1 protein-coding gene is annotated in these 1,292 nt (G+C 69.1%); it reads left to right on the top strand.

Translation table 11 applies throughout. The features are described 5' to 3' along the window. Positions 1-195 precede the first annotated feature (195 nt). Positions 196-1,292 (top strand): transposase (locus AC07AB_RS40190; RefSeq protein WP_478577683.1); only part of this gene is annotated, 1,097 nt, incomplete at its 3' end.

The following is a 1,292-nucleotide window of genomic DNA, read 5'->3' on the forward strand; positions in this document are numbered from 1 at the left end:
AGCTTGACTCTGTCGGGGATCTTGGAGTTTCCCGGTGCGGCAGCATGATCAACGGGCATGCTCGGGTAGTTCCGCCGATCGATGCAGCTGACGAGGTGCTCGTTGTCCCTTCGCCCCCGTTCCGGTGAGCAAGTCCCGCCTCTGACCGCACAGATCGCGCGGGCGAGCAACCCAGGCGGTACGACGGCGATATGGGTGCGTAACCGCCTCGATGGGCTGTGGTGCGACGAGGACTTCGCCGACTGGTACCCGCGCGACGGGCGCCCGGGTCTCTCGCCTGCTCAACTGGCTACCGTCTGTGTGCTGCAGTTCCTGCTTGATCTGTCGGACCGGCAGGCGGCCGAGGCGGTCCGCTGCCGCATCGACTTCAAGTACGCCATGGCCATGGAGCTGGGCGATCCCGGCTTCCACCACAGCGTGCTGGCCGACTTCCGAGACCGTCTCACCGAGGGCGACCGTGCTGACCGCCTCCTGGATCTCGCGCTGGCTTGTCTCAAGGAGGCCGGACTGGTCCGCGAGCGCACCACGCAGCGCACCGACTCCACCCACATCCTGGCGGCGGTGCGCGACCTGACCCGCCTGGAACTGATCACCGAAGCGGTCCGCGCCGCACTCGAAGAAGTCGCCGGCATCTCCCCTGACCTGCTCGACGAGCTGGTCGACGACGACGGGGGGCGCCGCTACGGCCGACCGGTCCGCCTGGGCAAGAACCCCACCAAGCCCAAGACCAGGGTCCCCGCCACCGGACACGACGCCGCCCGGCTCCTGGAACACCTCTACCGGCACGGCACAGACCGCACGTCCGGCCCTCGCGTCCAGGCCCTGCGGCAGATCCTGGTGCAGAACTACCACCGTGACGCCGCAGGACACCTTCGCTGGCGCACCGCCGAAAAGGAAGGCGGGCCCGGGCTGCCGCCCTCGTCCCGGGCGGTCGTCTCTCCCTACGACACCTCGGCCCGCTACGCACGGCACGGACACATCATCAGCTGGAAGGGGTTCGCCGCTCATCTGACCGAGACCTGTGCTCCCGACGGCCCCAACGTGATCACGGACGTGGCCACCACCGCGGCCACCACCCACGACAGCCAGGTCCTGCCCGGCATCCACACCCGCCTGGCCCGCCGCGGGCTGCTGCCCGCCGAGCACCTGGTCGACGCCGGTTACACCTCCCTGCCCCACCTGGAACAAGCCACCCGTGAACACCGGGTCACCGTCTCCGGGCCGCTCCGGAGCAACCCCACCCGCCAACACCGCCAAAATGAGGGCTTCGCCCGGGACGACTTCCACATCGA

Source organism: Streptomyces sp. NPDC044033, from assembly GCF_056434425.1.